This is a genomic window from Sulfurovum xiamenensis, from assembly GCF_030347995.1.
Lineage (GTDB): Bacteria > Campylobacterota > Campylobacteria > Campylobacterales > Sulfurovaceae > Sulfurovum > Sulfurovum xiamenensis.
Genome location: NZ_JAQIBC010000003.1, coordinates 285,485 through 308,359, shown reverse-complemented (window position 1 = coordinate 308,359; position 22,875 = coordinate 285,485). Strand labels below are relative to the sequence as shown.

Annotated in this window: 25 protein-coding genes; 3 read left to right on the top strand and 22 right to left on the bottom strand. The window is 33.2% G+C overall.

What is annotated here, in order from left to right; translation table 11 throughout:
• Positions 1-6: 6 nt before the first annotated feature.
• Entirely contained in the window at positions 7-411 is a 405-nt protein-coding gene (locus tag PF327_RS07180; RefSeq protein WP_289401909.1) for a hypothetical protein, read from the bottom strand.
• 87 nt (positions 412-498) lie between these two features.
• Between PF327_RS07180 and PF327_RS07175 the strand changes: the two genes are divergently transcribed.
• Both PF327_RS07175 and PF327_RS07170 read left to right on the top strand, forming a co-directional pair.
• Entirely contained in the window at positions 499-759 is a 261-nt protein-coding gene (locus PF327_RS07175; protein ID WP_289401908.1) for a helix-turn-helix domain-containing protein, read from the top strand.
• 401 nt (positions 760-1,160) lie between these two features.
• Positions 1,161-1,694: a HyaD/HybD family hydrogenase maturation endopeptidase gene (locus PF327_RS07170; protein ID WP_289401907.1), complete on the top strand. Its 534-nt coding sequence runs from the start codon at positions 1,161-1,163 to the stop codon at positions 1,692-1,694.
• Here PF327_RS07170 and PF327_RS07165 read toward each other — a convergent pair.
• The 8 genes from PF327_RS07165 to PF327_RS07130 are packed head-to-tail and all read right to left on the bottom strand — an operon-like array spanning position 1,684 to position 8,307.
• Positions 1,684-2,436, bottom strand: coding sequence for a DUF695 domain-containing protein (locus tag PF327_RS07165; RefSeq protein ID WP_289401906.1), 753 nt, complete (start codon positions 2,434-2,436; stop codon positions 1,684-1,686). The genes PF327_RS07170 and PF327_RS07165 overlap by 11 nt on opposite strands.
• A 10-nt stretch (positions 2,437-2,446) precedes the next feature.
• Positions 2,447-2,788 carry a hydrogenase maturation nickel metallochaperone HypA gene (gene hypA, locus PF327_RS07160; RefSeq protein WP_289401904.1) on the bottom strand — a complete coding sequence of 114 codons (342 nt, stop codon included), beginning with the start codon at positions 2,786-2,788 and terminating at the stop codon, positions 2,447-2,449.
• Positions 2,781-4,430, bottom strand: a complete 1,650-nt coding sequence (locus tag PF327_RS07155; RefSeq protein WP_289401903.1) for a hydrogenase maturation protein — start codon at positions 4,428-4,430, stop codon at positions 2,781-2,783. The genes hypA and PF327_RS07155 overlap by 8 nt, the downstream gene beginning before the upstream one ends.
• A gap of 9 nt (positions 4,431-4,439) precedes the next feature.
• Positions 4,440-5,432, bottom strand: coding sequence for a hydrogenase expression/formation protein HypE (gene hypE, locus PF327_RS07150; RefSeq protein ID WP_289401902.1), 993 nt, complete (start codon positions 5,430-5,432; stop codon positions 4,440-4,442).
• The gene (gene hypD, locus PF327_RS07145) at positions 5,429-6,574 is read right to left on the bottom strand and encodes a hydrogenase formation protein HypD (RefSeq protein WP_289401901.1); all 1,146 of its coding nucleotides are present in this window, start codon (positions 6,572-6,574) and stop codon (positions 5,429-5,431) included. The genes hypE and hypD overlap by 4 nt, the downstream gene beginning before the upstream one ends.
• Positions 6,571-6,861 (bottom strand): HypC/HybG/HupF family hydrogenase formation chaperone, encoded by a 291-nt coding sequence (locus tag PF327_RS07140; protein WP_289401899.1) that lies wholly within the window; start codon positions 6,859-6,861, stop codon positions 6,571-6,573. Before PF327_RS07140 ends, hypD begins: the two co-directional genes overlap by 4 nt.
• A 1-nt stretch (position 6,862) precedes the next feature.
• Complete coding sequence (hypB, locus tag PF327_RS07135; protein WP_289401898.1) at positions 6,863-7,654, bottom strand: hydrogenase nickel incorporation protein HypB; 792 nt, start codon at positions 7,652-7,654, stop codon at positions 6,863-6,865.
• An 8-nt stretch (positions 7,655-7,662) separates the two neighbouring features.
• The gene (locus PF327_RS07130; protein WP_289401897.1) at positions 7,663-8,307 is read right to left on the bottom strand and encodes a hypothetical protein; all 645 of its coding nucleotides are present in this window, start codon (positions 8,305-8,307) and stop codon (positions 7,663-7,665) included.
• A gap of 113 nt (positions 8,308-8,420) precedes the next feature.
• On the opposite strand from PF327_RS07130, the gene PF327_RS07125 reads away from it, so the two are divergent.
• Positions 8,421-9,062, top strand: a complete 642-nt coding sequence (locus PF327_RS07125) for a transposase (RefSeq protein WP_289401896.1) — start codon at positions 8,421-8,423, stop codon at positions 9,060-9,062.
• Positions 9,063-9,166: 104 nt separating this feature from the next.
• Here the strand turns inward: PF327_RS07125 and PF327_RS07120 are convergent, their stop codons facing one another.
• From PF327_RS07120 to PF327_RS07060, 13 genes are all read right to left on the bottom strand, one after another.
• Positions 9,167-9,613, bottom strand: a complete 447-nt coding sequence (locus tag PF327_RS07120; RefSeq protein ID WP_289401895.1) for a DUF4395 domain-containing protein — start codon at positions 9,611-9,613, stop codon at positions 9,167-9,169.
• Positions 9,614-9,629: 16 nt separating this feature from the next.
• On the bottom strand, positions 9,630-10,901 hold the full coding sequence (cobA, locus tag PF327_RS07115) for a uroporphyrinogen-III C-methyltransferase (RefSeq protein ID WP_289401894.1): 1,272 nt from the start codon (positions 10,899-10,901) through the stop codon (positions 9,630-9,632).
• A complete protein-coding gene (locus tag PF327_RS07110) occupies positions 10,898-12,499 on the bottom strand; it encodes a nitrite/sulfite reductase (RefSeq protein WP_289401893.1) in 1,602 nt (533 codons plus the stop codon). Before PF327_RS07110 ends, cobA begins: the two co-directional genes overlap by 4 nt.
• Positions 12,500-12,508: 9 nt before the next feature.
• Positions 12,509-13,918, bottom strand: coding sequence for a sulfate adenylyltransferase subunit CysN (gene cysN / locus PF327_RS07105; RefSeq protein WP_289401892.1), 1,410 nt, complete (start codon positions 13,916-13,918; stop codon positions 12,509-12,511).
• Between the two features lies 1 nt (position 13,919).
• Entirely contained in the window at positions 13,920-14,831 is a 912-nt protein-coding gene (cysD, locus tag PF327_RS07100; RefSeq protein ID WP_289401891.1) for a sulfate adenylyltransferase subunit CysD, read from the bottom strand.
• 12 nt (positions 14,832-14,843) lie between these two features.
• Positions 14,844-15,551, bottom strand: a complete 708-nt coding sequence (locus tag PF327_RS07095) for a phosphoadenylyl-sulfate reductase (RefSeq protein ID WP_289401889.1) — start codon at positions 15,549-15,551, stop codon at positions 14,844-14,846.
• Between the two features lie 12 nt (positions 15,552-15,563).
• Entirely contained in the window at positions 15,564-15,794 is a 231-nt protein-coding gene (locus PF327_RS07090) for a DUF2061 domain-containing protein (RefSeq protein ID WP_289401888.1), read from the bottom strand.
• A gap of 23 nt (positions 15,795-15,817) precedes the next feature.
• Positions 15,818-16,264 (bottom strand): DUF4395 family protein, encoded by a 447-nt coding sequence (locus PF327_RS07085; protein ID WP_289401887.1) that lies wholly within the window; start codon positions 16,262-16,264, stop codon positions 15,818-15,820.
• A 388-nt stretch (positions 16,265-16,652) separates the two neighbouring features.
• Entirely contained in the window at positions 16,653-16,901 is a 249-nt protein-coding gene (locus PF327_RS07080) for a CDGSH iron-sulfur domain-containing protein (protein ID WP_289401885.1), read from the bottom strand.
• The gene (gene hypF / locus PF327_RS07075) at positions 16,901-19,132 is read right to left on the bottom strand and encodes a carbamoyltransferase HypF (RefSeq protein ID WP_289401884.1); all 2,232 of its coding nucleotides are present in this window, start codon (positions 19,130-19,132) and stop codon (positions 16,901-16,903) included. Before hypF ends, PF327_RS07080 begins: the two co-directional genes overlap by 1 nt.
• A 64-nt stretch (positions 19,133-19,196) precedes the next feature.
• Positions 19,197-20,285, bottom strand: a complete 1,089-nt coding sequence (locus PF327_RS07070; protein ID WP_289401883.1) for a YeeE/YedE family protein — start codon at positions 20,283-20,285, stop codon at positions 19,197-19,199.
• Positions 20,286-20,328: 43 nt separating this feature from the next.
• Positions 20,329-20,874: a PAS domain-containing protein gene (locus tag PF327_RS07065; protein ID WP_289401881.1), complete on the bottom strand. Its 546-nt coding sequence runs from the start codon at positions 20,872-20,874 to the stop codon at positions 20,329-20,331.
• Positions 20,875-20,897: 23 nt separating this feature from the next.
• Positions 20,898-22,823 (bottom strand): carbamoyltransferase HypF, encoded by a 1,926-nt coding sequence (locus tag PF327_RS07060; protein ID WP_289401880.1) that lies wholly within the window; start codon positions 22,821-22,823, stop codon positions 20,898-20,900.
• Positions 22,824-22,875 lie beyond the last annotated feature (52 nt).

Below are 22,875 nucleotides of genomic sequence, written 5' to 3'. Positions count from 1 at the left end.
TGATTCTTATTCCATTTTTTCATCAAGACCTTCGATTTCCATACTTCTACTTTTATCGAAGATATTTTGTAAAGTGGGAAGGGAATCGTCAGGGATGAATACCAAGCTTTTTCGTCTCATTTCCTCAAGCCTGATATACATAGTATACATACTGAAATAATCCAATATCTCTTCTTCCGAAAACTTAACCTTCATATTATCACGAACCTTTGGACCATTTTTGAGATACAAAATACACATGAGCAAAGTGGATGAAGGTACTTCATCAGTTCTATCCTCATCTAAAGCTTTTGCTTCCAGGACAAGTCTCTTAAATATATCCTCTGGAAGATTTTGAGGAAGAAGTATTTTCATTCCATGCTTTTTAACACATTTTCTAAGTTTATTTACTGGATGTGAATTTGTTTTCATCTCAAACTTCCTATAACTTGTTATAACAAGTTGAATGATAGCCTATATCTCATTAAACTTTACCAACTTCTTATAGCAAGGTAAAAAATGAAAGATATTGAAACACTTCCAGAGAATTATATAGATAGATTGTATACACAAATTGGGAGAAATGTAAAAAAGGCTAGAGAAAAGAAAGGCTTAACGCAACTTCAATTGTCACAAGCAATCGGACATAAATCAGTGACGATTGTTTCACTTGCAGAGATCCATAAAGGTCAACACTTTAATATTGAACATCTAGCTAAAATAGCTTATGTACTAGAAATAGATATTTGTAATCTTTTATCTAAGCTGCCAAACGAATAAATCAAACCATTATATAAAATCAGTTTACCAGAATAACCAATGTAGAAACAGCTATTTAAAAACCTGACCTTGGTAGTGAAAACATTAGGGAGGTTTTGGGGAGGTTCCAACTTATTTTTTCTTACGTATTTCTAAGATGTTGAATTGTTTTCATATATTAAGCTTAAAATATTTATTATACTCAATTTCATCAGCAATTTTAACTTTCTCATACCCTTATTCAATTTGTTGTTAATTCTTTTAGTCTATGTTGATAAAAGAAAACCTTGTCACTTCACTGAAATGTTTGAATATGTATTTAGCTCTTTTTAAGATATATAGCATATAAATTAAGTAGTATTTGTCACTCTAATTTATAAAAACCTAAGCTATAATCTAATAACAAAATAGAATGGATAAATATGATAATACTAGGCATTGGTAATGTACTGCAAAAAGACGATGGGTTAGGAGTTTACGCCGCTACTTATTTGAATGAGAATTATATATTTCCAAAGGAAATTCAAATTATTAATGGCGGGGTAAAGGGTATTCATTTGGTCAATATCTTTATGGAAAATGACCATATACTTATCTTGGATAGTATTGGGTTAGATGATGAACCTGCTTCTATTTATGCTATACCTGCTGAAGAGCTCAGTGGCTACGGACTCAATAGTGGTGGTGCACATGAGATAGGTGTGTTACAATGTTTGGATATGTTAGAACTTCAGGGAAAACCTGTGCCAAAAGCTCTGGTATTGGGTATTGTCCCTTTTGAAGTAACATTTGACATTGCATTGAGTGATACTATTAAAGAGGCTTTTATTGACTATATTGGTGTGGTATTACAATATCTTGAAAAACATGGTATAACATATAACGAAAAAGAAACCATCACTAGCTTAGAAGAAATCATTAATCGTGCAAAAGACCCATCTGGTGTTATGATTTAACCACACTTGTCTCCCAACCATCATAACTTGCTCCATATTCTTCTAATAAATCTATAAGATATAATGTAAGTTCATCTATATCGTGATAGAAAGGCTTATCTATACGGTAGAATTTTAAGCCTTTTACACCTTCTTCATTTTCTATCTCAGATTGAATTTTAAAACCTTTTACATCCAGTTTAGATACCAACTCATCTTTTTTTTCATCTCCATTTGAGAAAAATAATTTATGTTCTATTGCACGTGCCAGATGTAAGTTATCCTCTTTTGCTTTAAGCACATCACATACTTTATGGTTTTGAATAAGTTGCCACTCTTTTGGTGTGGGATAAAGTAGTTTTTTATAATAATTCCATTCTCTATCCTCCTGATATCCATTACTAATTTCATAACTTTCAAATTCCTCTAATGCAAACTCTAAAAAATCTTGCCAATTGTAGGTAAACTGTACATAAAATAAAAAAGTAACATATCCATCACTAATTACTCGACCTACATATTTTCCAATACGAAATTTGATGAGTGAGGCTTCCAATTTATCTTCCATAAAAAGGATCTCTGGCTCTTCCTGCTCTCCAATCAAACCATGTTCACTTGGTTCTTTCAGTTTTACTTTTACAAATGCAACAATAGGATGGGAGTATTGTAACTCATCTATATCCATAGAAATTCCCGCATTAAACTGTATAGAGGAAGGTTTACCCTCTAGATTTTTCATATATAATTCCCAATACTCTTGCATAATTTCTCCTTTATTCCATTTCTAAACTCATAAGATACATATCTTCACCATCAATGACCTTTACATCTAAACTTTCACACTCTGTACAGGCATAGCGCACTTCGTCTATTTCAAATTCGGTGCGGCAACTGTTACAATGCAGTTTTACCTTCTGCTCATTGATGATGAATTCTGCTCCATCACAAATTGTTCCTTCCTTAAAGGTATCAAATGCTGTTTGTAAAAGATGTGTCTCTATACCACTCATGACACCTATTTTGGTAATGACTTTTGTAACCATGTTTGCATTGTTTTGCTCTGCTACATCTTCACACTGATTTAAAAGTGCTTGTACTACACTATATTCATGCATATATTCTTTCCTTATTTACTATTAATTTCAATCTTTCTGGTGTTTCTATGGGACAAGTTTTATAAACAAATTCCTGACGTAAAATGTGAAAATCACTCTCTTTACTCCAAAACTCCGGATGCATGATTTCAAGTTCTGTCTCTTTCAGTGCTTCTATTTGTTCTTTATGCTGATCCAGGTAATCTTGTTTCTTCGAGATAAAATCATCACTATATACATTTTTAGCAAAATGATGTAACTCTTCATAGTATGTATCCTCGGTATACACTTCATCTATCATTTCCAATGCTTTAGCTTTCTCTACAGAAAGAGGTAAACACTTACTTAATAAAGTCTCTGCCATCTCTTTGCCTATACGCTTTGGTAGGCTATAGGTATGGTATTCGCTTCCACTAAGACCCAAGGTTTTATAGTGAGGATTTAAGACTACACCCTCCTTTCCTACAGCATAATCACACGCCAGTCCCATAAATACACCACCTGCTCCTGCATTATGTCCAAAAGAGGCGACTGTAACTACTTCATCTGCATAGAGTATGGAATGGACTAAATCATTCATAGCATTAATATTTGCCCATCCGTCTTCGCCTTGTTTAGCACTGTCTTCCAGTATGTTTAAATGTATACCGTTAGAGAAGAAATCCATTCCTCCCATCAGCACCAATACTTCACATTCATTTTTCAAATACTCAACAGCATACTTCAGGCGAATACACTGTTGAGTATTCATTGCTCCATTATGAAAATTAAAATGGAGATAGGCCACATTATCTTTCTTCTCTACACTTATTTCATAAAAAGTGTCATAACTCTTGTCAAATATAAGAGGTAGACGTTCTTCTTTAATACCCATTAGCTTTTCTTTTAGAACATACGTTGCAGGTAGTTTAAAACCTCCTACCTTTTTAAGGTGTGATATCCATATAGCCCCATCTCTCGTTCCCAGACAAATAGCTCCATCACGTTTGGCAAGTATTTCTTTAGGTTTCCCCCTAAATTTATCTTCTTTATGTACACCAAAAAGGTAACAAGGCACACCCAGTATTTCGTCCAGAACACCAGGGAAGCTATCTGAAAGATGTATTTTTTTTATAATGGTTTCAGTATCATCTGTTAGCCATTTTATTGCTCTTTTGGATTGTGTAAATTGTTCATGTATAGGATTTAAAAGTTGCGGTGTTACATTATCATTTTTTAGATTCACAAAAAACTGTTCAAGGGCTTGTAATGTTGCCCTTACTATCTCTTGACGATAGAGTGACGCTTTGTATGTATCTCGTACCTTGAAGTTCTGCTGTGCATAGATATCACCTCCGTCATAAAGTTTATTTGCTTTGAGTATGACAACTCCCCACTCTTTAGTATGGTTTTGAAGTGCATACTCCAAAGAATTAGGTCCTCTATCACCGATGGGCCCCGGATGGAAAATGTATGTAGGATAGTTTTCATAAATACTTTCAGGTAAATAACGCTTTAAATATGGGCATAAAATAAGCTGCGGTTCAAAATATTCTATTTCTGTTAACATTTGTACTTCACTGATTGCATATGCCACAGAAACATCATGCCCTCTATCTTTCAATTCAGTATATACTGCTTGTGTTTGAGTGTTAAAGGCGGTACAAAGCAACAGTATTCTCATGCAAATCCTTTAACAAATACGAGGTAATAATTCACCCGTTGGTAAGTCCAAAAATCTCTTTGTCCCCCATGAAGAATTTAGTATTACCTTCCCCTTATGTAACTCTGTTACAGTACCAATGATCGCTGAAGTTATATGCGTTTTCTGTAACACATCAAAAGCCTGCATTTCATCCTCTTTAGCCACTGCTAGAACGAAAGTTCCTTCATTTGCAAGATCAATAGCCTCAAACCCGAGCATTTCGCAGATACCTCTTACCTCTTCTTGTACAGGGATAGTCTCTTCTTCTATTTCCAGACACACATTTGAACTTCTCGCCCATTCATTGAGTACAGCCGAAACACCCCCGCGAGTAGCATCTCTCAATGCAATAATATTTATATTAGCATCTATTAATGCTTTAATTTGAGGGTATAATGAGGCACAATCAGTTTGTAATGAACTTTCAAGCTCAATCCCCTCACGTGCTGCAAATATAGTTGCACCATGTGTACCAACATCACGACTTACTAAAATACTCATGCCCTCTTTTAAAGCCGATGCAGATATATTTTTATGTACTATTTCGCCAATACCTGTAGTATTGATGAAAAGCTTATCTACACTGCCTCTGGGTACAACCTTTGTGTCACCGCTTACAACAATGGCACCATTTATCTCAAGCTCATTTTTCATACTCTTAACTATTTTTTCAAGATCACGTGTAGAGAAACCTTCTTCGATAATCACAGAACATGTCATGTATTTAGGTTCTGCACCCATCATGGCCAAGTCATTACATGTACCGCATACTGCAAGTTTTCCTATGTCTCCACCAGAGAAAAATAGAGGACTAACTGTAAAACTGTCTGTCGTAAAAGCAAGTTTCCCATCTTCTATAACTGCTGCATCTTCACTCTTGGCCAAAATGTCATTTTCAAAGTGTTTATAGAATATTTTTTTAATGAGTTCATTGTTCTCTTCTCCACCATTTCCATGGGCAATAGTTACTGTTTTTGTCATATTAGGTTTCCATATTTATAATAAGCTGCACATGCTCCTTCACTACTAACCATACAACTTCCAATCGGAGTCGTAGGCTTGCAAGCTGTTCCAAAGATAGTACATTCAGTTGGTTTTGCCATACCTCTTAATATATCACCGCAGATACAAAGTTTATGGTCTTCTATCTCTGCAATAGGAAGTACATCTTTATAGACAACTTCTGCATCCAAAGAGGCAAACTCATCTTTCAGTTTGAGCCCACTTTCAGGTACATTTCCCAGTCCTCTCCATCTAAAAAGATCCATTTTTTCAAAATAAGTATTTATGAGTTTTTGAGCATTCAAATTTCCTTCATGATTGACCACTCTTTTGTATTGGATTTCCAATTCACAGCGCTCCTCTATAAACTGTTTTACTAACATACTAATACCTTGCATTACATCAACAGGTTCAAACCCAGAGACCACCACAGGACGACCATAATCTTTTGGAAATTTATCATATATTTTTGATCCACTAATTACACTTACATGACTTGGTCCCAAAAATGCATCTATTCTGTTGTTATAACTATCAACATGTACATCACGGCTGTCTATAAGTTCCACCATCACTTCAGGTACTGTTACATGGTTGATATGAAATAAAATGTTGGGTATTTTTTGCTTAATAACATGCTCTACAAGTACAGCTGTCATCGGCGTTGTCGTTTCAAATCCTATGGCAAAGAAAACCACCGTTTTATCTGGATTTTCTTGTGCTATTTTAATACACTCCATAGGAGAGTAAACAAATCGTACATCTGCTCCTTTAGCTCTGGCATCTTGTAGGCTTCCGTTACTACCAGGGACTTTTATCATATCACCAAGAGTGACTAAAATAACATCTTCTTGCATAGCCAAAACATAGGCATGGTCAATTCGTTCTTTGGGCATAATACACACAGGACAACCAGGTCCATGGATAAAGTTAACATTATCTGGCATGAGTTGAAGTAACCCAAACTTCATTATGGTATGAGTATGTCCACCACATACTTCCATAATGTTAATAGGGTTTTTTAATTTCTTTGCATCCTCAGCAATGATCTGAGCATAAGCTTTAATAGTCTCTCCATCACGAAAGTCATCATATAGGTTTTTAAGTTCCAGTGCCATCATTCACTCCTGTTAGGACATTCATCATCATCAAGTATGGTCTTTCGCCTCTCATCCTCATCCATGATTTCAAGTATCTCTTTATAGGTCTCTATAGAAACCATTGCTTCTTTTTCATCAATCTTGTTCATAACAAAACCAATATGAAGCAAGACATAGTCACCCACTTGTATATCATCATCACCCATCATCATAAGGTTCGCATCACGCTCTACACCCATCGTATCGACGGTACACATGGTTTTATCATCTGAAATTTTTACAACTTTGCTTGGAATAGACAAACACATATTAACCCCTCATTTTACGTTTAAATTCTATCCAGTCTGCAACTGCCTTGACTGAATCTATATCATTCACATTGACCTCAAGTATGTCTACATTCGGCTTGATACGTCTTGCATCACATTTCTCTGCTTCTATATCATATGTAAAGTGTGGAAGTAAATCTGTTTTTGTGATAAGTACAAGATCAGCTTGACGAAACATGACTGGATACTTAGCTATTTTGTCTTCACCTTCAGGCACTGAGACCAGTACGATGTTTAAATGTGTTCCAACATCATAACTTGCAGGACAGACTAGATTTCCTACATTTTCTACAAAACAGACATCTAGGTCGTCAAGTGGCATATCGTGTAATCCTTTATGCACCATAAAAGCATCTAAGTGACATGCTGTACCTGTTTGTATCTGCATAGAAGGTATACCCTTGGCTTTAAGACGATTAGCATCACGTTCTGTTTCCAAGTCTCCTTCAACCACACCAAACTTGAACTCTGCCACATCAGCAAGGTATTCTAAAAGTGTTGTCTTACCAGAACCAGGACTAGACATTAGGTTAATGCCAAGTATACCTTTAGCTTCAAAGTGAGCTCTATTATGTTCTGCCTCATGGTCATTTTTATCAAGTATCTTTTGTATAACCGAAATTGTCTTTGAATCATTTAGCTGTGGGTTATGATGTAAATGCTCATGTGCTTTTTGATGTTCATGAGAATGACTATGCCCCTCTTCACTATGAGAATCCACATGAGTATGCTCTTCCATTCCTCTAATACTACAACCACAATCTGTACACATATTTTCTCCTATCCTATTAATATATTTGTTCCTACAATCAGTGAAATGACACCAGCCGTAGCAAAAGTTCTTCTTACATTTGTAAGATTGCCTAAAAAATTTTGATTCACATAAAGCATTACCATTCCAAATGCTCCAAAGACCAGCATTACACCTAGTGTAAATGCTGTTACCATTGTAAAGTCAACCATGCCACCTTGTACTGCACCAAGTGTGATAAGCATACCTCTAACACCGCCTGCCCCCATAAGAAGTCCCAGTGTAAGTGAAGAAGTTTTAGCCATATTGTCATCATTATGCTCATGTGATTTGCCAAACCATATGTGTATATGTTCTTTGTCATCATGTATGTGTTTACGTAACTGTATGCGAGATGTTGCAACCATATAAAGAAGGTACATACCCATAATAATGATAACTGCAGCTGAGATAATATCCCCATATGCTAAAACATTTTCTGAAATATCTATAGATTGTAATACTTTGGCAAACAGAAAAAGACTAAGTCCATGTCCTATAGCAAATAGTGCAGTGATACGTAGTGTTTTACTTTTATTTTTTCCTATAGAAAAATCAGCTATTGCAGTAAGATGATCAGGGCCAAATGCATGAAGTAATCCATACCAAAAAACCACAAGTAATGATAATTCCATTTGTTTTTCCTTTAAAAGTGAATACTTATTCACTATAATAGTATTTAATTATTAAATATATATTAAATATATACTTTCTACTCTATTTTAAGGACTAAAATGTATACTAATGAATGAAATGTATCTATTGTAAATATCCTTATACCTATCTACTTAAAGACAATCAACGTAAATGTGGTCAATGCAAACGTAAATTTAGCCCTCGGAAACTGGAACGAGAACAAAAATTACGTTCACTCTTCATTGAAGGGTACAATGCTAGAGAAACATCCATCAAAACTGGAATGCATTTTTCTACCGTACAAAAATATTACGAAAACTTCAGAATTGCCATTGCTCTTTATGCAGATGAACAATACCAACTACATGCTAAAAATATTACAGGCTATGATGAGTACCTTTATCTACCCAAAACACTAAAGATTAAAAAGAATATACATAAACTCCAACATTTCCTCACGCTTTCATATGAGAACAAAGTGTATAACCTTATGATGCCGACTCTGCAACATTTCAACTTCGATATAGCCGATGAAAAAGAACAAAAAATCCTCTTAAAATACCTACGTTTCAATAAAATAACAAAACTTACTAAAGCACAAAATACTATTACTCAGTTCTGGGAATTTTTTGAAGAATTTATACTGCAGTATAAAGGTGTGAGTAATGAGCAGTTTATTTTTTATTTAAAAGAAGCGGAGTGGCGGTTTAATTATTCAAAGAGTGAATTAATTCACTCTTTAAAATTATCATAACGGATTTAAAATCGTAGTGCAACATAGATATTAACTGATTTGATCAGCTCATATACTATATATCCTTTTTCTTCAAGGAATATTTGTTTAATATATTCATATTTTTATTTTCTTCTATTGATTCGTACAAAATGTTGAAGATAATAATAAACCTTACAACCTACACAATAATCAAAAGCCGCCTCTAAAAAAGCACAAATTAACAGGGCAATAACTAATATAGTTGCAATTTCAGTATATCCAAAGGTCAGAAAAAAAGTTAAGAAAGCAACAATTCCCAAGCCTAAATAAAGTGAAAAACGTTTGGGGGCCTCATCACAAAACTTGGGTTTCATATCTAAACAGTGAATGATAAGTTTTGCTATGTTAGTAAAAGGGCTTAATTTATTTATTTTTAAAGTACGAATCAAAAAATCAAATAATAAAAGAAAAGAAAAAAATAGATGTTCTGTTATTAAGAGAAGTAAACCAATAATTAATACTTCAAATGCAACAAAACGGACAAAATGTGCATCAATACGATGAATTGAAATAGGACATGATTGTGACATAATGAATCCTTTAAAATTAAATTTTGTGAGTATAATTTTTTTCTAACTTATGCAAGAAATCAACAACCTTGCCAAAAACAATAATTGCTGGTCTTTTTGCTGTTAAAGAAAGTACACTCAAATTATCAAGTGTGCCCACCTGAACCGACTGATTTTTTCTACTGGCATTTGAGATAATGGCACAAGAAGTGTTCATATCTATATCCAGTATTTTTGCCTGCTGTACGATCTCTTTGATACGGGTAAGTCCCATAAGTACAATGACCGTATGCTCTCTATTCTCTAACATAGGTACCCAGTCAAGATTGATAGCGTTACCTTTTAAGTGAGCAGAGACTACAGTAAAAGCATTGCTGTAATCCCTGGCAGTGATAGGGATATTTGCCATCAGCGGTCCTGAGATCGCTGAAGAGATACCTGGTATCACTTCAGTTTCAATACCTTTTTGCGTAAGATAGAGTAACTCTTCTGCTCCACGGCCAAAGATAAAAGGATCACCACTTTTTAATCGTGCAACAGAATAACCTTTTTTGATATATTTGCCTATCAATTTGTTGATCTCTTCTTGTGATTTTGTATGAAACCCTTTTTCTTTACCGACAAAGACTTTCTTTGTATGCTTTGGTACGATAGCCATTATCTCATTAGATATTAGGTGATCATAGAGTACAACATCCACATCTTTTATAATATTATAGGCTTTGAGGGTCAGTAGGTCAGGATCTCCCAGGCCACAGCCTACCAGATACGCTTTCGTTGTCATCTTTTCGATTTTTTTAAGCGTTTTTTCTCTTGCAATCATACCTTTATCTCTTGCTACTTGCAACGTATCTAAAAATGTATCGATGTTGTCAGGAATGAGTGACTGACACTTATCTCTAAAATATTTAGCTACGGTAGGACTTGCACCTGAACTTGACACTGCTATCTGTAGTGGTGCATTTTTTGTCAGTGCCATAAAGTAAAAGTCACAACATTGTGGTATATCTACAACATTTAGCAAGATAGGGTGTTTCTTCTTATACTCTAAAATCTTTTCAGTTACTTCGTCATCTCCTGTTGCATCTATCACTACAAGAGTATCTTTAATGTCTTGAGTTTTGAAGGATTTTTTCTGTATATCATTACATAATGTGTATATTTTAGGATGTACTTCTTTAGCTATAATAGAAAATGAAATATTGTTTTCAGCCAATACTTCTGCTTTCTGTAATGCAACCTTACCACCACCTAACAAAAGAATATGTTGCTCTTTCAGTAATATAGGTAAAGTTTTTCTAGATTTCATCTTTCTATCCAAACCTCTCGTAATGATTCTATAAAGTTTTCATTTTCTATATTCTCTTTTAAAAACCCATGTAATCCATTTTGTCCACTGTTAATATATTGTTCAATAATACTTTCAACAGTTCTATTAAGATATTTTGGTAATATCTTTATACCTGTTTTAAGACCAAAATTTGAGACTTCACCTTCTAAATTACCTCCTAATATGAGTTCGAATCCAGCAACTGAATTTCCTTCTTCATCTTTAACTTTTGTACCCATTAATCCTATATCAACAACATGTGGGTGTGCACAAGAATTTGGACATCCATTAAGAGATATAGACACAGTTTCATCAAAATTAGGAAATCTTTTTTCTAAATATGATGCCAAAAGTATTGCCTGATCTTTTGTTTCAACGACAGCAAATTTACAGAACTTTATCCCCGTACAGGAAATAGTTCTAGCCTTAAAAGGACTAGGTCTTGCATCAACATTTATATCCAATAGCGTATTGGCTAATTTTTCTGAATTTTTATCCGGAACATCTAAAACAATAAAGTTTTGTGTGTTCGTTGCTTTAATTGTGGTCGCTTGGTATTTTTCTAAAATATCTGCTAAATCTGCTAATCCTTTTGAACCAATATGCCCACCATTGATTGCACATCCTATGTATGAATACCCTGCTATAGATGATTTATGAATACCAAAATGTTCTCTTCGTGCATAAGGAGTAGCTTTAAAACTTGGTTTTTTTATTAATTCAAATCCAAGCTTCTCTTCTATACATGCTTTGAATTTATCCAATCCCCATTCATCAATCAAATGTCCTAATCGAGCTTTCTTTCTACTTTTTCTTAGACCATGATCTCTGTAAACAGTAGTTATGACTTTTACCGTATCAAGGACTTGTGCTGCTAAAACATAGCCCAAATGTAGTGCTATTTTTTTATTGGAACCTAATCCCCCACCAACACTAACTGCAAACAATACTTCACCATCAATCTTAACAGCTGTAAATGATAAGTCTTGTATCTCATGTCCCATGCAGTGTTTACTACAACCAGATATTCCTATTTTATATTTTCGTGGCAAATTAACAAGTTCAGGATTACCCCTTAGATAATTATTTATATCATGAGCTAAATAAGTTGTATCATATAGATCATCTTTATCTATGCCGGTAACAGGGCATGTTGCAACATTTCTCGGAACATCTCCAGCAGCAAATACTGAGCTCAATCCAACATTCTGAATACGTTCAAATATCTCAGGAAGATCAATTACTTTTATAAAATGAAATTGTATATCTTGTCTTGTTGTAAAATCAGCCGTAGATCTTGCAAACTCCTCTGATATTTTCGATAAACATCTTAGTTGATCTACATTTATAGCTCCTTGTTCCAATTTAATTCTTAACATAAAATATAATGTTTCATCATTATCATCTTGTAAATTTTTATTCTGAGTATAAAGACCATACCATTTAAATCTATCTATATCTTCAGGATCAATTTCCTTGTTTGAAATAGCATACTCTTTAATATCTGCCAATACAGAGAGGCCGTCTTTTTCACTTTTAATTCTCTCTACTCTTTGTGCTGCTGTTTCTCTTGCCATTGTTTTATCCTATACAATCATATTACTTTTCCCATGAGGAAAGTATTTTTCGACTAATGCATTTAATTCAATTAGAAAATCAGAATGGTTTAATTCTTTTTTATCTTGGTTTTCTGATCTATTTCTAATCATTCCTGCACCTACAGTATTATTTGTAATTCTGTCAATAATAATAAATGAACCCATTGCTTTATTATGCTCATATGGATCAAAAGCAATACTCTGCTCCAAATCTAGTTTAGCTCTTGCTATTTCATTTAGGTTTAATACGCTGGTACTTGATTGTTCCAATGTATTTACATCTGTTTTATAATAAAAACTATCAATTAAACCTACTGTTTGAGTTGATGCCCTTTTGATCAAGTATTGTTTTCCTTTAACTAATGGCTCTTCACCCATCCATACAATATCAACATCTAAATTTGCTGCATTATCTGGCTGTTCATCACTTTTTACGATTACATCACCTCTTGAAATATCAATTTCATCATTTAAAGTTAACGTAATTGCCTGCTGTGTATATGCATATTCTAAGTTTCCATCATAGGTTACAATCTCTTTTATTGTCGAACTTTTACCTGACGGTAAAACTGTAATAGCATCACCAACTTCAATAATCCCAGATGCAACAGTTCCACAAAAACCTCTAAAGTCCAAGTTTGGCCGATTGACATATTGAACAGGAAGTCTGAAGTGAGATAAATCTCTATCCTGATCAATTTCAATTGTTTCTAAAATATGCATTAAAGTGTCACCTTTATACCAAGGTGATCTAGGACTTAAATTGACAACATTGTCACCATTTAATGCAGATAATGGAATTAAGGTAATATCTTCCGTTAATCCCAGTTCTTTTGCAAAAACTAAATAGTTTTCACAAATTTCATTATATTTTTCTTCACTAAAATCAACTAAATCCATTTTATTCACGGCAATCACTATATGTTTAATACCTAATAATTTTGCAATAAATGAGTGTCGTCTAGTTTGAGTTTGAACACCATATCTGGCATCAATTAAAATAATTGCCAAATCTGCAGTTGATGCACCTGTTGCCATATTTCTTGTATATTGTTCGTGACCAGGTGTATCTGCAATAATAAATTTTCTTTTATCAGTGGTGAAGTATCTATAGGCAACATCAATTGTAATACCTTGTTCTCTTTCACTTTGTAAACCATCAACTAATAAGGCTAAATCAAATTCACCTTCAGTTGTACCAACTTTTTTACTATCATTTTTTATAGCTGATAATTGATCTTCGAAAATCATTTTAGAATCATGCAGTAGTCTTCCTATTAAAGTAGATTTACCATCATCAACAGAACCACAGGTAATAAATCTTAATAATTGTTTATTCTCGTGTTCTTTCAAATACGATTCTATATCGTTTGCTATTTTAGTTTCTTGTATTGACATCTTAAAAGTACCCCTCTATTTTTTTCTTTTCCATTGAACCAGCTGAGTCATTATCAATCACTCTACCTTGTCGTTCACTCGTTTTTGTTAATAACATCTCTTGAATAATCTCAGGTAAGGTAGCAGCTGTTGATTCTACTGCTCCTGTTAATGGATAACATCCAAGAGTTCTAAATCTAACCATTTCTTCTTTCACTTCATCCGTTTCTTCGATTGGCATTCTGTCATCATCAACCATAATCTTGACACCGTCTTTTTCAACAACAGGTCTTTTTGCTGCAAAATATAATGGGACAATTGGAATACCTTCAAGGTATATATATTGCCAGACATCCAATTCTGTCCAGTTAGAAATAGGGAAAACTCTAATTGATTCATCTTTATGCACTCTAGCATTATAAAGATTCCACAGTTCCGGTCTTTGGTTTTTTGGATCCCATCGATGATTCTTATCTCTGAAAGAATAGATCCTTTCTTTTGCCCGAGATTTTTCTTCATCTCTACGTGCTCCACCAAATACTGCATCAAACTTATATTTATTCAGTGCCTGTTTTAAAGCTTGTGTTTTCATAACATCAGTATGAACAGCAGAACCATGGGTAAATGGCCCTATATTCTTCTCAATTCCTTCAGGGTTTGAATGAACCAATAATTCAAATCCTTCTTCTTTAGCTCTCTGGTCTCTAAACTCAATCATCTCTTTAAATTTCCATTTAGTGTCCACATGTAAAAGTGGAAAAGGCAATTTTGCAGGTGCAAAAGCCTTTAAAGCAAGATGTAACATTACGGCTGAATCTTTACCTACAGAATACATCATCACAGGATTATTAAATTCTGATATAACTTCTCTCATAATGTGTATAGATTCAGCTTCAAGTTGTTTTAAATGTGTTAGTCTTTCTGTACTTATCATCTTTTTCCTTTTTTATTTTTTGTGTAAGCCACACTCTTTATGTTCTGGGTCTTCCCACCACCATCTACCAGCTCTAACATCTTCACCTTCTTTAACAGCCCTTGTACATGGGGCACACCCTATACTTGGGAATCCCTGGTCATGAAGCTTGTTATATGGAACTTGGTTTTCTTTGATGTAATTCCATACATCATCTTCACTCCAATCTATCAATGGATTAACTTTAATCACTTTAAAATTATCGTCATACTCTACAAAAGGCATCTCTGTTCTTGTCACGCTTTGATCTGCCCTTAATCCTGTAATCCATACATCCAATCCTTTAAGTGCTCGTTGTAAAGGTTCAATCTTTCTTACGAAACAACAATTTTTTCTATTTTCCATACTTTCATAATGGCCATTTACACCTTGTGTTTTATAAAGTTCTTGAATACGTAATGTATCAGGAAAATAAACCTCTATTTTCCTGTTGTATTTTAAATTTGTTGCATCCATAACATCATAGGTTTCAGGATGTAATCGTCCGGTATCAAGTGTAAAAATACGTACATCTTTATCAATTTTTAAGACCATATCTGTTAAAGCCTGATCTTCAGCACCAAAACTTGAAGAAAGTCCAATTTTACCTTGGTAGTTATCCAAAAAATATTCTAATTTTTCAGAAGGTGACTTACCTTTAAAGTTTCTATTTAAACTTTCTATTATTATTTTTGTTTCCATTTTTTCTCCTACTTATATACTCTGATCATCTTTACTCGACTGATGCCTTCCTAAACTAACTTTATTCCAACCTCTCTCATGAAAATAATATAAAATCATTTTGCTAAAAAGTTCAATCGAACCAATTGATGCAGCCATTTTGAAATTACTAGTTATCAAATATGATATGACTACAGTGTCAAGTGTTCCTATTGTTCTCCAAGAAATCGTTTTTATTATTGATCTATATGCCTTTTCTTTCATTTTTTATTCTTTATTCTTAATATTTACAATGAAATTATTTCAATACCATTTTTCTTTATGTACTGATAAAGTTTGCAACCAAAACATATTTTCGTACTTGCTTCCACTATTTTCCAAATTACCAACAGTAAAATTAAAGTAGACTCCAATTTTATGTATCCGAATAATTCCAGGACTATCAAACCACAAGTGATAAAAAGTGCAAGATGCAAAGCAAACTCTTTTTCTGACGTCTCCTTGTTATTCAAGTTATAACTAAATAATAAGGAAATTCTATTTGCTATGAATTCTAGAGGGCTCAGTGAAGGTGACAAATATATACTAATAAAAAAATGATAGATCAATAATATCAATAAACTTTTATAGCCCAAAAATACATAAGCTACCATAGTTAGTGCCACTAATGTTGCTACGATACGTAGCTGATTTTCATCAATAAGTGTATATTTACTCTCTACTATATTATTCATTTCGACTCCTAAATAAAGTTTTATAATTTAATGAATGAATAGTCATTCATATATTATTTTTGAAGTTTATCATCTTTTAATAATAATGTCAAGTATATCTATTGATTTACATATTTTTTTATAAGAATAAAATATATAATCACCATATAAGTACGATGTAATGGGAAGTTGTTGGGTTTAAATTAAAAGAAAATAAATAATATAAAAAGCTTAGAATAGTAATTTTATACTTGTATATGAGTACTGAGATTAAATATTAGGAATGAATTAACAGGGAGAATAAGATATTAGTCTACGGATATCCATTAATGATAACTAATGGTTCTAAGATAAAATATAAATAGATTTGAAACCATTCTAGTATCCGCTTTAAAGGGTATGGTGGCAATCAACTATCTAAAAAATCTAATTTTAGACTTTCTCTTTTAGCGTGATTTCCATCACAATATACCCCATTATAACTTTTTTTACATCTACAAAGATAACTTTCAGCTGTTCTAGTAGCAATAAATTCTCTAGGAACAAATGTACTTCCTTTATGGCTTCCATCACATAGTACCCCATCATCACTGTTGCCACAAGTACAAAAAAGATATTTTTCACCAGCCTCAAGTTTTACTCTTACGGGATGTTTCATTATTTTCCTTTATTTTTTAATTGTTTTTGCATACTAAATACTATCTGTCCTAATGCTATCCCGCCATCATTTGGTGGAATAGCATTAGAAATAATAGCTTCAGGTATCTTTTGTAAAACTAAGCCAAGTAATATCCTATTTTGAAACACTCCTCCACTTAAGATAAGGGGTAGATTATGCTGCTTATGTATTGTACAAATTATCTCTACGATGGAATGGAAAAACTTTGAGACAGCTATGTTAATATGTTGCTCTGAGAGCATAGTTTTTATGATGGGGAGTATGTCAATTTTTCCATTATTGTATCCAAAAGGATAATATCCTTCTACCCTATCATCATACAACTCTTCAAGCAAGATGCCACTCTCCCCTTCATAACTCATCACCTGACATACACCAAGTAAAGATGCCACAGCATCAAAAATTCTCCCAACGGAAGAGCTTAATGGGGAATTTAATCCTTTTCCCCATGCAATAAAATATGTCTTTAACTCCTCAGAAGAAAAAGCTTTTATAGTTGGTATATCCAGACTTAAAGCATCTTCTCCATATATATCAAATAGTAAGCTCAAGGCTACTCTTTTAGGCTCTTTAATGGCTTTAGCTCCTCCTAATAGTTTGAAGTACTTTATATGTGCTACTCTCTCAAATCCTTCATAATCACAAACTAAGAATTCACCACCCCAGAGTTTACCATCATCTCCATATCCTGTTCCATCAAATGCTACACCTAATACTTTAGTTGTTATTTTCTTTTCTGCCATGACTCCTAAGATATGTGCATAGTGATGCTGGACACCTCTTGTATTTTCATAATTAGCTAAAGCATATTTAGTCGATTCATAGTTTGGATGTTTATCATACATCACAATATCCGGCGTAAAATCGTAAACACGTGCTAACGTTTGTATATTCTTTTTAAAATATCCTACAGAATCAATACTGTTTAAATCACCTATATGCGGAGAGAGTATGACTTCTTTGTCGAAACCTATGGCAACAGTACTTTTTTGGTTTGCTCCAAGAGCTAATATGTTTTGATCTAGTTTAAATGGAAGTTTGATGCTCGAAGGTGCATATCCTCTTGCTCGTCTAAGTATTATTTGTCGCTCTTCAACAACCATCACCACAGAATCATCACAGCCATTGACTATGTCACGGTTATGATCTAGTACATAGTCATATACACTCTGTAACTTCTTAAGTGATTCCATATTTGTACAGATAGGCTCATCGGTTATATTGGCAGAAGTAGCAACTAAAGGCCTGTTAAGTTTTTTAAGCAGTAATACATGCAAAGGAGTATACGGTAAAAAGAGTCCTATCCTCGAAATGCCTGGTGCTACATGTTTACTATAGCTTTTCTCTTTAGTATCCAATAATACGATTGGACGTTCTTTGGACATGAGTAGTTCCTCTTCATGTTCATTGATAACAGCTATTTTTTTTGCTTCTTCAAGATTGGAAACCATCACTGCATATGGTTTGGACGGTCGTCTTTTACGTACTCGCATCTTCTGCACAGCAGCATCATTGGTCGCATCACATATCAAATGGTAACCCCCTACACCTTTGATAGCAATGATATTTCCTTTAGAGATAAGTTCTACTGTTTTATCGATAATTTTTGAACTGAAAACATTCTGACCCGCATTACCAAATAATGCTAACTGTGGTCCACAATCCCAACATCCAATTGGCTGTGCATGATAGCGTCTGTCCAGTGGGTTTGTATATTCTTTCTCACATGTATTGCACATATCGAAAAATTTCATAGAAGTATTTTTACGGTCATAGGGCAAATCATTAATAATAGAATAACGAACACCGCAATTTGTACAAGTAATAAACGGATATCCGTAGCGGCGGTTAGAAGGGTCAAATAGTTCAGCTTGACACTCTTTACAGATACTCACATCTGGAGGTATTCGCACTGTTCTTTTACCCTCTTTATTTGTTGAAATAATTTGAAAATCTTTAAATGCTTTAAGTTCTATAGTTTCTGTATGGATACTATCAATAGAGGCTAATGGGGGTAAATCATTTTTTATATTTTGTAAAAAATTATGTAATATCTTTTCTGTAGTATTAATGATTATTTCTACACCTTTTGTATCATTAGAAACTGTACCCATAAGACTAAATTGTGTGGCAAGTTGGTAAATAAATGGGCGAAATCCTACGCCTTGTACAGTACCATTAATAATAATTTTATAGGTATTGTGTTTCATTAATCTTCTTTATTGTCTTAGAATATTCCACAAAAAATTATATCATAATCAAAAAAGTCATCTTTTACTTTTTCTTTTCATCGTTCCATTCAAAAATAAAGCACATGGGTAACTTATTTTTCTTGTTTAGATATAGACCCATTAGAGATCCAGAAACAAATATAGAAGATATAGCTACTATTGATGCAAAAGCTAATGTAGAAAACCCAGTTAATCCCTGTCCTACAGTACAACCTATTGAAAGTACTCCACCGACACCCATCAAGGCACCACCTATCATACTATTTTTTAATTTATTCACTTTAATCTTTGATGCACATCCCAAATTGTACTTTGGATCAATTCTAGACATACTAAAAGCACCAATAAGTACCCCCAGAACAATGCAAATACCAAAATTCAAATTATTTGTTTTATAGTGAGTTATAAAGTCTAATGTTTTTGATATCGGACCAACAAAAGTTACACTTGTAAATGGAACATACCTTGTATCAAACTCCAAAGTTTCAGCAGCATACACACCAGTTAAATACCATCCAAAAGCTACTAATAGTCCAATGAGTATGCCATCTTTTAATGATGAAATTCTTTTGAAACTTTTAGTTAAATAAAACCATACAAAAAAAAGAAACAAAAGTACCATATAAATATTTGCCTGTCCATTCTCAACATATGAAGACAGGCTTAATAAAGTTTCATTTGTTGATAACGTATAAATAAGATTATTTAAAATACCTTTTGTACTAGCATATGCAAATATGGCAATAAAAATTAATGTCACGATAGAGTTTATATCACCTTGAGCAAACTTCACTAAATGACGACTACTACAACCATCTGCAATCATCATACCTATGCCAAATAAACTACCACCTATTATAATTGTAAAATAATTTATCTCTTCTCTTAACCATACAGTTTCAGTTAAATATATATCATAAGACAAAGTCAACATATTGGTTGCAATAATAGCCGTAATCATAGCAGTTATTACAGATGAACCTCTTTTAGTAGAGGATATTAATATATAATCTTTGATAGCACCATTAAAACAGAATTGCGTTTTTTGTGCAATGACACCAAAAGTAATACCCATAAATAAGGCTACTATATTGACTATCTCAAATATTTCATAATTCTCGGCATTGAACATTATAGTTTCCCTCTATTTACAGAAATAAATAATCATTTATTTCTTATGAAAAAAGTTTTCTTGTCATAAAATAACCAACCTTAACAAGTCCAACTGTATCTTCGAAAGTTTCTATATACTCATTATAGGTTACACCTCTATAATCTAAATATTCATTTAGATATTTTTGAGATGCTTCAATACCACCATTTTTTTCTTCCTCCAGTAAAGTGCTGTACAATTTACTTATATGATGTTTGGCTCTAAGTGATATTGGACCTTTATAGGAAAAATACTTACATTTACCATCTTTCTCTTTTAAGTAAAGATATGCTTTAGTACTTAACCAATAATACTCACCATTTTTTGATTTATTTTTTATAAAACCTATGAATTTTTCACCATTCTGTAATTTCTCCCACATTATTTTAAATATTATTTTTGGCATATCCGGATGCCTCATAATATTATGATTTTTTCCTATCAATTCCTCTTTTGTATAGCCTGATATTTTTTCGAAATCACTACACACATGTGTAATAATACCATCCTGGTTTGTAGTCGATGAATAGTTTGCATTATCATCGATCTTTAATTCTTTTTCTTTCATTATTTACCCTTTTTATTCTATTCTCACAAATACAATGCCCCATACACTGCATTCTCTTTTCCTATAGGAAAATTCTTATTCATAAGCGGATTGTATTGTCCAAGTGTTCTTTGTATACGTCCATAAAGTGATTGATTGGCAAAAGTCTCGCCTGTGAGTGTGATGATTTTTGCTTCAGTCTTTTCAATAAGTTGAGGAACTATTTCTCCTATATAGTCTCCAAATGACTCATAAATGCTATAACACATAAAATTATTCTCTACATCTCCGAGCTGATAACTCATAATACTCGTTAAAAAAGCATAGTTATCAAAACGATTATCTTTAATTCTAGTATCTATCTGCAGTCCCCCTTTTCCTAAAAAGCTTAATGCCTGTTCTGATATACCTTCAAGACTTTCATTTTCAAGGCCTAATGCTATAGCTGTAACTTTGAAAATATCCATATCACCTGCAAGACTATCTAAACGTTCAAACACTTCAGGATAAGCCTTTTTGTAATTTACGACTAGCCTGTCTGATCCTTCTCTAAGTGTAGAGATTTTTTCCCAAAGATTATCTGATTCAAAAGGTATTGCAGGAACAGCATTGATAACGTCTTTACCGTTATAATAGAGAAAATTTAATGTACCATCAAAATGTACACCTATGGCTTTTTGACCTACCTTACTATGTTCCGCAAGTACAGACATCATAGAAGCTTTCCACTGTAAAAAACGATGTTCATTACTGTGTCCACTCTCAAAATCTTCATCCTGAAGTACATACACCGAATCTGTTTGTACCGAATCAAATACTTCTACTGAATCTATGATACTCAGATTATCAACCTTTACACAAGCTAACCCATGTGCTACAGAAACCACATTTTTACTATTTTCTACTACCGTAGGAAATAAAATACGTTCACCAGAAACAAAAAGTTTTTTATCTTGATTTATAAATAATTTAGTGTCTTTTTGTGCATTGATAGGCATATCAAAATCTACTAAAAAATCTGATTCTTCATCTTCATTACACTCTATGTATGAAATGTACTGTAATCCAGAATTCATTATTTCACGGGCAAGTAACATAGTCATACCATCATCTGGGTACTTTACTTGTACAGATGATCCATAAAGAGCTTTAAGTTCATCACTTTTAGTTGCGATACGAAGTAGTGGCCTCTCTATACTTAAAAGTGCATTGAATTCTTGTATCACCATCATAAGATGTACATTAAAACCATTTGAATCAGCCATCAATAAAGTACTTTCTGCTGGACTATTTTCGACTGTTGGTTTAAAAAACTTTCTATAACCGTGTGCTGTTTTCATTAACACATTCTTTCCTGCGGCAATTGCTCTTCCCGAAACTTCAAAAAGCTTTCTATAGTCCCCTTTATTTAAGGCTAAATGTTCACTTTCTTTATCAAGCATGCGGATTGAAATTCCACACTCAATACATGTAATAAGAGGATAGTCTAAACGTAAAGTATTACTCTTAGCTTCTTCTTGACAGTCATTGCATGGAACAAGAAACTTCATCACTGTATGAGCACGATTATAGGGATACTTCTCCAGAAATGGATGTTGTGTACCACAATGATTACAAGAGGTAAAAGGATAATAATAACGACGGCTGCTTACGTCAAACATTTCTTTTTGACAAGTAGGACAGGGTGCTATGTTAACTGGTAAATTTATTTTAGTAACAGGTAATAATTCTGGTTTTACATCTGAGAAATAATGTTTTCCATTACCTAAAAAAAGTGATGCAGGAAGCACCTCTTCTATTCCATTTAAGAAGCTTTCAAGCTGTTCATCTTCTTTATCAAAAACCATTACTATTTTGTCATTACTTTGCATAACATCTATTTCCACCTGTTCTTGTTCAGCGTAAGCCAATATAAGATCAGAAAAATAACTTTTATTAGAAAAAAATTCAATTTCAAATATAAAATACATGTAAACTCCTAATGATTATTTACTACACAACCAGACTAAAAGGAATTAAAAC

Coding starts and splice junctions, on each gene's coding strand:
- PF327_RS07060 (WP_289401880.1), bottom strand. CDS start 22,823: ATGTATTTTATATTTGAAATTGAATTTTTTTCTAATAAAAGTTATTTT.
- PF327_RS07170 (WP_289401907.1), top strand. CDS start 1,161: ATGATAATACTAGGCATTGGTAATGTACTGCAAAAAGACGATGGGTTA.
- cysN (WP_289401892.1), bottom strand. CDS start 13,918: ATGTCAATACAAGAAACTAAAATAGCAAACGATATAGAATCGTATTTG.
- PF327_RS07125 (WP_289401896.1), top strand. CDS start 8,421: ATGAAATGTATCTATTGTAAATATCCTTATACCTATCTACTTAAAGAC.
- cobA (WP_289401894.1), bottom strand. CDS start 10,901: ATGAAATCTAGAAAAACTTTACCTATATTACTGAAAGAGCAACATATT.
- PF327_RS07065 (WP_289401881.1), bottom strand. CDS start 20,874: ATGAAAGAAAAAGAATTAAAGATCGATGATAATGCAAACTATTCATCG.
- hypB (WP_289401898.1), bottom strand. CDS start 7,654: ATGTGTACAGATTGTGGTTGTAGTATTAGAGGAATGGAAGAGCATACT.
- PF327_RS07130 (WP_289401897.1), bottom strand. CDS start 8,307: ATGGAATTATCATTACTTGTGGTTTTTTGGTATGGATTACTTCATGCA.
- PF327_RS07180 (WP_289401909.1), bottom strand. CDS start 411: ATGAAAACAAATTCACATCCAGTAAATAAACTTAGAAAATGTGTTAAA.
- PF327_RS07070 (WP_289401883.1), bottom strand. CDS start 20,285: ATGTTCAATGCCGAGAATTATGAAATATTTGAGATAGTCAATATAGTA.
- hypF (WP_289401884.1), bottom strand. CDS start 19,132: ATGAAACACAATACCTATAAAATTATTATTAATGGTACTGTACAAGGC.
- hypE (WP_289401902.1), bottom strand. CDS start 5,432: ATGACAAAAACAGTAACTATTGCCCATGGAAATGGTGGAGAAGAGAAC.
- hypD (WP_289401901.1), bottom strand. CDS start 6,574: ATGATGGCACTGGAACTTAAAAACCTATATGATGACTTTCGTGATGGA.
- PF327_RS07140 (WP_289401899.1), bottom strand. CDS start 6,861: ATGTGTTTGTCTATTCCAAGCAAAGTTGTAAAAATTTCAGATGATAAA.
- cysD (WP_289401891.1), bottom strand. CDS start 14,831: ATGATAAGTACAGAAAGACTAACACATTTAAAACAACTTGAAGCTGAA.
- PF327_RS07085 (WP_289401887.1), bottom strand. CDS start 16,264: ATGAATAATATAGTAGAGAGTAAATATACACTTATTGATGAAAATCAG.
- PF327_RS07090 (WP_289401888.1), bottom strand. CDS start 15,794: ATGAAAGAAAAGGCATATAGATCAATAATAAAAACGATTTCTTGGAGA.
- PF327_RS07080 (WP_289401885.1), bottom strand. CDS start 16,901: ATGAAACATCCCGTAAGAGTAAAACTTGAGGCTGGTGAAAAATATCTT.
- PF327_RS07155 (WP_289401903.1), bottom strand. CDS start 4,430: ATGAGAATACTGTTGCTTTGTACCGCCTTTAACACTCAAACACAAGCA.
- hypA (WP_289401904.1), bottom strand. CDS start 2,788: ATGCATGAATATAGTGTAGTACAAGCACTTTTAAATCAGTGTGAAGAT.
- PF327_RS07120 (WP_289401895.1), bottom strand. CDS start 9,613: ATGTCACAATCATGTCCTATTTCAATTCATCGTATTGATGCACATTTT.
- PF327_RS07165 (WP_289401906.1), bottom strand. CDS start 2,436: ATGCAAGAGTATTGGGAATTATATATGAAAAATCTAGAGGGTAAACCT.
- PF327_RS07175 (WP_289401908.1), top strand. CDS start 499: ATGAAAGATATTGAAACACTTCCAGAGAATTATATAGATAGATTGTAT.
- PF327_RS07095 (WP_289401889.1), bottom strand. CDS start 15,551: ATGGAAACAAAAATAATAATAGAAAGTTTAAATAGAAACTTTAAAGGT.
- PF327_RS07110 (WP_289401893.1), bottom strand. CDS start 12,499: ATGGCAAGAGAAACAGCAGCACAAAGAGTAGAGAGAATTAAAAGTGAA.